Source organism: Bradyrhizobium sp. (assembly GCF_049512235.1).
In the GTDB taxonomy this organism is placed as follows: Bacteria; Pseudomonadota; Alphaproteobacteria; order Rhizobiales; family Xanthobacteraceae; genus Bradyrhizobium.
On sequence record NZ_JBEKXH010000386.1, the window covers coordinates 1 to 6142 of the forward strand.

A 6142-nucleotide genomic window follows, 5' to 3' on the forward strand; every position below is an offset into this window, starting at 1 on the left:
TTGAAGGCGCTGTAGGACGGATCAAACAGCCACAGCCATGCCAGGGTGCTCATGGCCGGCGGGATCACCCAGGGCACCAGCAGCATGCCGCGCCACTTGCGCTGGCCTTTGGTGGGAATGTTGTGCACGAAATGGGCGACGATGAAACCGATCAGCGCCTTGAAGAACACCGCCGAGAGGGCGAAGATGCAGGACTGCTTGACGACCATCCAGAAGGTCTCGCGCTTGAACAGGAACGTGAAATTCCCGAGGCCGACGAAGCGCTGCATCGATTTGTTGAGGGTCGCCAAGTGCAACGAGTAAAACGCCGGATAGATCACCATGATTGCGATCAGCAGGATCAGCGGCAGCGTCATGAGAAAGGCCGCGGTCGATTTGCGCTTCAGCGTCGTCCGCAGGCTTGAACGTCTGCGAACGCCCGCGGTGCCTTGAACCCTGGTCGGTTGGAATGCGACGTCAACCATGAGGTATGTTCCTCGTGCATTTGATCCAGAAGGGGAAAGCCGGGCATCACGCAGCCTCCGCCCGCATGGCGATCATTTCAGATGCGCGCCGCAGCGGCCTTGCACCGCTGCGGCGAAATCCCTTGGGCGTCAGCTGCGCATGAAGCCTTCGCACTCGCCTTCGGCCCAGGCCAGCGTATTTTCCATCGACTCGCCCTGGTAGTATTTCAGGCACATCTTGGTGATGGTGGCCTGCGCATAGATCTGCTGGGCGATCTTCGGCGGCGCCGGCGATGCGGCGATCGACAACTTTTGATGATTGTAGGGATTTGGATAGTGGAACAGGGTGCCTTTTGGCGGTCCTTGCTCTGCCCAGATCTTGAAGGTCGTCAGCTTCTCGAACGCCGGCAGGTCATAGCCGCCGCTGGCATCGACCATTTTCTCGACCGCGGCCGGCTGCGACAGGTAGACCAGCAGGCTCTTGGCCGCCTCCTTGTTCTTGGAGAAATTCCAGGTGGTCCAGAAGTAGGGCAGGAACGGCGCGAACCTGCCCCTCGGTCCGATGGGGAAGCCGTGGGTCCAGCATTGCTCCGCGATCTCCGGCGCATCGCGCTTGGCAACCGCCCAGGCGCTCGGCGGATTCATGATCATCGCGCCCTTGCCTGAAATCAGCCATTTATTGTTGGAGGCATCATCCCAGGCCGAAACATCCGGTGGCAGGAAGGCGATCAGCTTCTTGTAGAATTCAAGCGCCTGCCGCACCTCGTCGGTCTTGACCGTGATGTCGCCCTTGGCGTTGACCAGCTGGGCGCCGAACGCCAGGAAAAACGCGCCTGCGGTATCAACCGAGTCGGTGGTCTCGCCAAGACCGATCCCGAACGGGAACCCGCCCTTGTGGCAGGCCTCCGCCGCCTTCAGAAAGGTGTCCGTGGTCCAATTGTCGGCTTTGGGCGGGCTGCCTGCCGGATACATCTCCTGGACGTCGATGCCGGCGTATTTCTTCATGAGGTCGATGCGCGAGCAGGGACCCTTGATCTGGCTGCCGGCACAGGCCGGCACACCGAGCCACTTGCCGTCCAGCTGGCCGAGATATTGCACCGTGCCGTTCACGGCGCCGTTCTGCCTGATCAGCGGCTCCATGATGTCGTTGACCGGTTCCAGCAGGTCGGAATTGGCGTGGGGCCACCACGTCGGCATGGCCAGAATGTCGTGACCGGACTTGGCCTGGGCTTCCGCCGCGATCGTCACCAGGATCTTGTTGCCCTGGCTGGTGATGTAGTCGATCGAAACCTCGACCTTCTCCTTAGCCGCCCATTCATTGACGAGGTCGGTACTGGCGTTGATGGCTCCGGGCACCCAGTGATCCCAAAAGCCGATGCTGAGTTTTCCGGCCGCATGAGCGCCCCTTACATACGGCGCGGTGATCAGTGCGGCGGATGTAAGGGCGGTGGCGGTGACGAATTGTCGTCGAGACAGCTTGCTCCGTGACATGGCGTTTCCCTCCGTGGTGAGCCAAATTTGCTTTGGTTTTCTTGTTTTCAAGATCAGAGCAGAATTGCAGGCCGCTGTCGAGAAAACACGTCGCTCATGGTCTAGAACTAATGTTGTGCTGGAACTAGGCGGCACAAAACCTTTCGTGCTTCGATTTCGTATGCCGTTTGGCCGGAGGCCGGTGAATTTATTGCGTCGCACACATCCGTCTGCGGCGTCAACGGAAGTGGTATCGAATTAAGGGGTACATCGCGCCCCCCGCATTCCGGGTTTCTTTTGATGTGGGCAACCAGCTCTTGAGCTTCTTCCGGTCACGTGCAGCGGTACGATGGTAGACTCGCTTGCTGCAAAAACGATAATGTCCTGATACGGCTGCAGCTGTGCCGGCCCAAACCTCCGCCATTATATCCAGATCGACCATGGAGCCTAACAATGATCAGCCCGACATCCTCAGCGCGTGCAAGATCGAGATTGCACGCGGTGTTCGGGTTAGTTGTGGTCATGCTTCTCAACACGCATTCGGCGGCGCGTGCCCAAGGCCTGGTGCAGGGCGTTCAGCAGGGAGCGCAGGCCGGCAACAAGGCCGCCGGGCCGGTCGGTGGCGTGTTGGGAGGCGCGATCGGCGGGGTGGTCGGCGTATTCACGGGCGTACTGGGCGTCGGCAACAGCGGCCAGGCGCCGGCGGCGAACGAGACCAGAGCACCCGGTCCCGCGAAAACCGCCAAGACCATCAAGGGCGCCAAGGCATCCAAGTCGGCAGTACTGACCCAGGAGGCCGCGCCGCAACTCACCGCCGAACAGATCGTCGCGACCAGCGATGCGAACATCAACCGCATCAAGGCCGAATTGAATCTCACGCCGGAGCAGGAGAAGCACTGGACCGCCTTCAACAGCGCCATGCATTACCTCGGCCATAACGGCGCCGACCGTCTCAACTTGCGAATTGCGCGCGCCAAGCGTGATCCGCCCGACGACATCATCGAGCAGATGCGCAACGAGGCCCAGTTCCTCGATGACCGCGCGGTCGATCAGCGCAACGTCGCCGACGCCGCCGAACCGTTGTTCACGAGCCTCGACGACAAGCAGAAAGCGGTCTTCATCGAGGAAATGGTTCGCCTCAGTCACGAGCGGGGGCTGGACTAGGCCGCGGTCCGCCGAACCAAAACAGCCGACGACACAAGCGGCGTCGGTCCATGCGGCTGCGAATAGCCGGGCACACATGCCCTGGGGTTAGGTGAAAGGCGTGGCACCCGGCTATTCTTGCCGCAGCACCGCGGCCCGCTTAATTCGTCATGCGAAATAGGAGAAAAGCGGACGGTTCCGCGCCCGTGAGATGGCATCGCCGTGGTCTTGTCGGGAATTTGCGGTTGCGACGGTGGAAGCGATCATCAGCCTGATGAGACCGAAGCGCCAAAGCAGCGTCGCCGCAAAAATCGTCAACCCGGTAAAGATCATCCAGCGCAAGAGCGGCGCTCGATCGGCGGCGGACCGCTGGGGCTTGTGCCTTCGATATGACAGTTGCGCTCATGCCCTGCGAGGCGCGTCTCTGGGCCGAGATCAATCTGGGCCTAAGTCATAATGATATTGGATCAGGGCGCTCGGCAGCGGGCGAGGTTCCGGCGGCGCGATGAGCCTGCAGCCGGTCCATCGCCCGTTCCTGAATCAACAGATCGATCAACGCCAGGCGTTTGCTCTCGTCGACGGCTTCCACCAGCATTTGCCGATAACGATCGATGTCAAATCCCGCATCCTGCTCGTGCATCCCAGACCCCGCCCGATTTCACCGCGCGAAATATGACGCAACCTGCGGTCGCGCACAATAGGTTTGCGCCGAGATGGGAGCGGTGATGGGGGCTATTCGATGCGCAATTTCCAGCTGTTGATGACACGGAAGCGGGAATTCGCATCCGCCTGACGGAAGACGGCGATCCGGTCGATTGTCAGCGTCTTGAGACCGATGGCGGAAAAGCTTTCCCGCAGCATCGCCAGAACGGCCGCGCGTCGCCCGGCGGCCAGCCGGCCGGTCAGGGTCATGTGGAAGCGGAAATCCTCCATCACATAGGGATAGCCCCAGCGATCGAGATGTTCGCGCTGCCTGGGCGTCAAGTCCGCAGGCTGTCGCCGCCCCCGGTCCTCGGCCGTGAGCGGCGCACGAAATACATCGAATGCGCGTACGCAATCGTCGGCGAGCTGTGCCAGCTCGGCCGACGGTGCCGCCGGAACCAGTGCGACAAAACCGCTGATCGAATCGACCACGGGTTCGATGACGGGAAGCGGCCGCGCTGTATCGGCAAAACCTTCACAGGCCGCCATCAGCGCGGCTTCGGTCCTGCCGGGCGCCAATATCAGCGGCGCCTTCAGGGTGGCATGAAAACCGTATTTGCGCGGATCCTGTGTCAGATCGCGCCAGTCCGGCATCTTCTGCACGATGCCCTCGGGAAAGGACAGCTGCTCGCCGGTATAGGCGTCATAGCCGAGCAGTTGCTTGCCGAAGCGATCCAGCTCACTGTCGGCCTCCGACGCGTAATAGATCGCATAACGAGGGCCATTTGTCATAGCCACAGAATAGAGCCGGCTTACGCCGCTGCAACCGCCCTGATTTCGTTGTCCGAGTTCTACGGCGAGATTTCAATGATTTCTCCGCCGATAAAGGGGCCGGCCGCCTTCGACCTCGGTCACGTTGCGCGACTTCGTCGTGAGAGATAGAGATGGAGAGAGGGTGAGCCGGGAAATGACGAGGATATGAGTTCGACCGGGTCCGAAACCGTCATCGGCAATGCCAAAATCGTTCTGGCCGAGCGCGTGATCGAGCGCGGCTGGATTGTTGTCGCCGATGGCCGCATCGCCGGCTTCGGCGAGGGCAGGGCGCCTGCCGGCAGCGCGGACGCCCACGGCGATCTGATCATGCCCGGTCTGATCGAACTGCACACCGACCATCTCGAAGCCCATTATGTGCCGCGGCCAAAAGTGTTCTGGGATCCGATCGCCGCGGTGGTCTCCTATGACGGGCAACTGGCGACCTCGGGCATCACCACGGTGCTGGATTCGCTGCGGGTCTGGCGCGAGGACGGGGCCGGGGAAGACGGCCGGGCAGGATTGATGGCCGAGTCGATCGCTTCGGCGCGCGAGGCCGATCTCTTGCGATGCGATCATTTCCTGCATCTGCGCTGCGAAATCCCGGCCGCGGATGTGGTCGAGGAGGCCAAGGCGCTTATTGGCCGGCCGGATGTGCGGCTGATGTCAGTGATGGACCACACGCCGGGCCAGCGCCAGTTTCGCGACGAGGGCAAGCTGCGCGACTATTACCGCGGCAAGGGCGCCGGGATGACCGACGCCGAGCTCGACACACTGTTCGAACGGCGTATTGCCTCTCAGAAGGCCTATGCGGCTACCAACATGCCCGCGATCGTGGCGCTGGCGCACCACTACGCGATCCCGCTCGCCAGTCACGACGACACCACGGAGGAGAATGTCAGCGACGCCGTTCGCGATTCCGTGGCGGTGGCGGAGTTTCCGACCACGATGGAAGCCGCGCGCGGGCTGCACCGGGCCGGCATCGGCATCCTGATGGGCGCGCCGAATGTGGTGCGCGGCGGCTCGCATTCCGGCAACATCGCAGCCGTCGATCTCGCTTGCGAGGGCCTGTTGGACATCCTGTCGTCGGACTACGTCCCCTCCAGCCTTTTGATGGCGGCGCTGCAACTGCCGCAGCGCGTACCGGCCATCGATCTCGCCTCCGCCATCCGCACCGTCACCAAGCGCCCGGCCGAAGCGGTCGGTCTTGGCGACCGCGGCGAGATCGCCATCGGCAAGCGCGCCGATCTGATCCGGGTGCATGTGGCCCGCGATATTCCGGTGGTCCGTTGCGTATGGCGCGAAGGACGGCGCGTGGCATGACGGAACTGCCGGCCAGCGCGGTGAGCGGTGAGCCGTGATCGGGACCGGCCGGTTGATCCTCGTGGTCGGTCCGAGCGGTGCCGGCAAGGACACGCTGATCGGTCTCGCCCGCACGGCCTGCGCCGGTGATGGCGGAATCGTTTTTCCGCGCCGCGTGGTGACCCGCGCGGCCTCGCGCTTCGAGGACAACGAACAGGTCAGCCCCGAGAGTTTCCGGCAGGCGTGCGCCCGCGGCGATTTTGCCGTCCACTGGGAGGCCCATGGCCATGGCTACGCGCTGCCCCGCGCCATCGACGATGAACTCGCTGCCG

General features: G+C 62.5%; 6 protein-coding genes and 2 pseudogenes. 3 read left to right on the forward strand and 5 right to left on the reverse strand.

All coding sequences use genetic code 11. The features are described from left to right. Window positions 1-464 (reverse strand): carbohydrate ABC transporter permease (locus ABSG20_RS27085; protein ID WP_423867553.1); only part of this gene is annotated, 464 nt, incomplete at its 3' end. Window positions 465-593: 129 nt separating this feature from the next. Then, the gene (locus ABSG20_RS27090) at window positions 594-1934 is read right to left on the reverse strand and encodes an ABC transporter substrate-binding protein (protein WP_423867554.1); all 1341 of its coding nucleotides are present in this window, start codon (window positions 1932-1934) and stop codon (window positions 594-596) included. A gap of 432 nt (window positions 1935-2366) precedes the next feature. Here ABSG20_RS27090 and ABSG20_RS27095 point away from each other — a divergent pair, with 432 nt between their 5' ends. Next, the gene (locus ABSG20_RS27095) at window positions 2367-3077 is read left to right on the forward strand and encodes a Spy/CpxP family protein refolding chaperone (protein WP_423867555.1); all 711 of its coding nucleotides are present in this window, start codon (window positions 2367-2369) and stop codon (window positions 3075-3077) included. 234 nt (window positions 3078-3311) lie between these two features. On the opposite strand, the pseudogene ABSG20_RS27100 reads toward ABSG20_RS27095, so the two are convergent. The 3 genes and pseudogenes from ABSG20_RS27100 to ABSG20_RS27110 all read right to left on the reverse strand — a co-directional run. Next, a pseudogene (locus ABSG20_RS27100) lies at window positions 3312-3452 on the reverse strand (MotA/TolQ/ExbB proton channel family protein); the annotation flags it as partial. 55 nt (window positions 3453-3507) lie between these two features. Then, window positions 3508-3696 (reverse strand): hypothetical protein, encoded by a 189-nt coding sequence (locus ABSG20_RS27105; protein WP_423867556.1) that lies wholly within the window; start codon window positions 3694-3696, stop codon window positions 3508-3510. A gap of 92 nt (window positions 3697-3788) precedes the next feature. Continuing rightward, on the reverse strand, window positions 3789-4490 hold the full coding sequence (locus ABSG20_RS27110; protein WP_423867558.1) for a DUF1045 domain-containing protein: 702 nt from the start codon (window positions 4488-4490) through the stop codon (window positions 3789-3791). A gap of 186 nt (window positions 4491-4676) precedes the next feature. On the opposite strand from ABSG20_RS27110, the gene ABSG20_RS27115 reads away from it, so the two are divergent. Together ABSG20_RS27115 and ABSG20_RS27120 are read left to right on the forward strand one after the other, a co-directional pair. Beyond that, window positions 4677-5831 carry an alpha-D-ribose 1-methylphosphonate 5-triphosphate diphosphatase gene (locus tag ABSG20_RS27115; protein ID WP_423867557.1) on the forward strand — a complete coding sequence of 385 codons (1155 nt, stop codon included), beginning with the start codon at window positions 4677-4679 and terminating at the stop codon, window positions 5829-5831. A gap of 34 nt (window positions 5832-5865) precedes the next feature. Further along, window positions 5866-6142 (forward strand): annotated as a pseudogene (locus ABSG20_RS27120) (phosphonate metabolism protein/1,5-bisphosphokinase (PRPP-forming) PhnN); the annotation flags it as partial.

What these genes read in the sequence shown, in the direction of transcription:
- ABSG20_RS27090 (WP_423867554.1), bottom strand. Translation starts at nt 1,934, where the DNA reads ATGTCACGGAGCAAGCTGTCTCGACGACAATTCGTCACCGCCACCGCC.
- ABSG20_RS27110 (WP_423867558.1), bottom strand. Translation starts at nt 4,490, where the DNA reads ATGACAAATGGCCCTCGTTATGCGATCTATTACGCGTCGGAGGCCGAC.
- ABSG20_RS27095 (WP_423867555.1), top strand. Translation starts at nt 2,367, where the DNA reads ATGATCAGCCCGACATCCTCAGCGCGTGCAAGATCGAGATTGCACGCG.
- ABSG20_RS27115 (WP_423867557.1), top strand. Translation starts at nt 4,677, where the DNA reads ATGAGTTCGACCGGGTCCGAAACCGTCATCGGCAATGCCAAAATCGTT.
- ABSG20_RS27105 (WP_423867556.1), bottom strand. Translation starts at nt 3,696, where the DNA reads ATGCACGAGCAGGATGCGGGATTTGACATCGATCGTTATCGGCAAATG.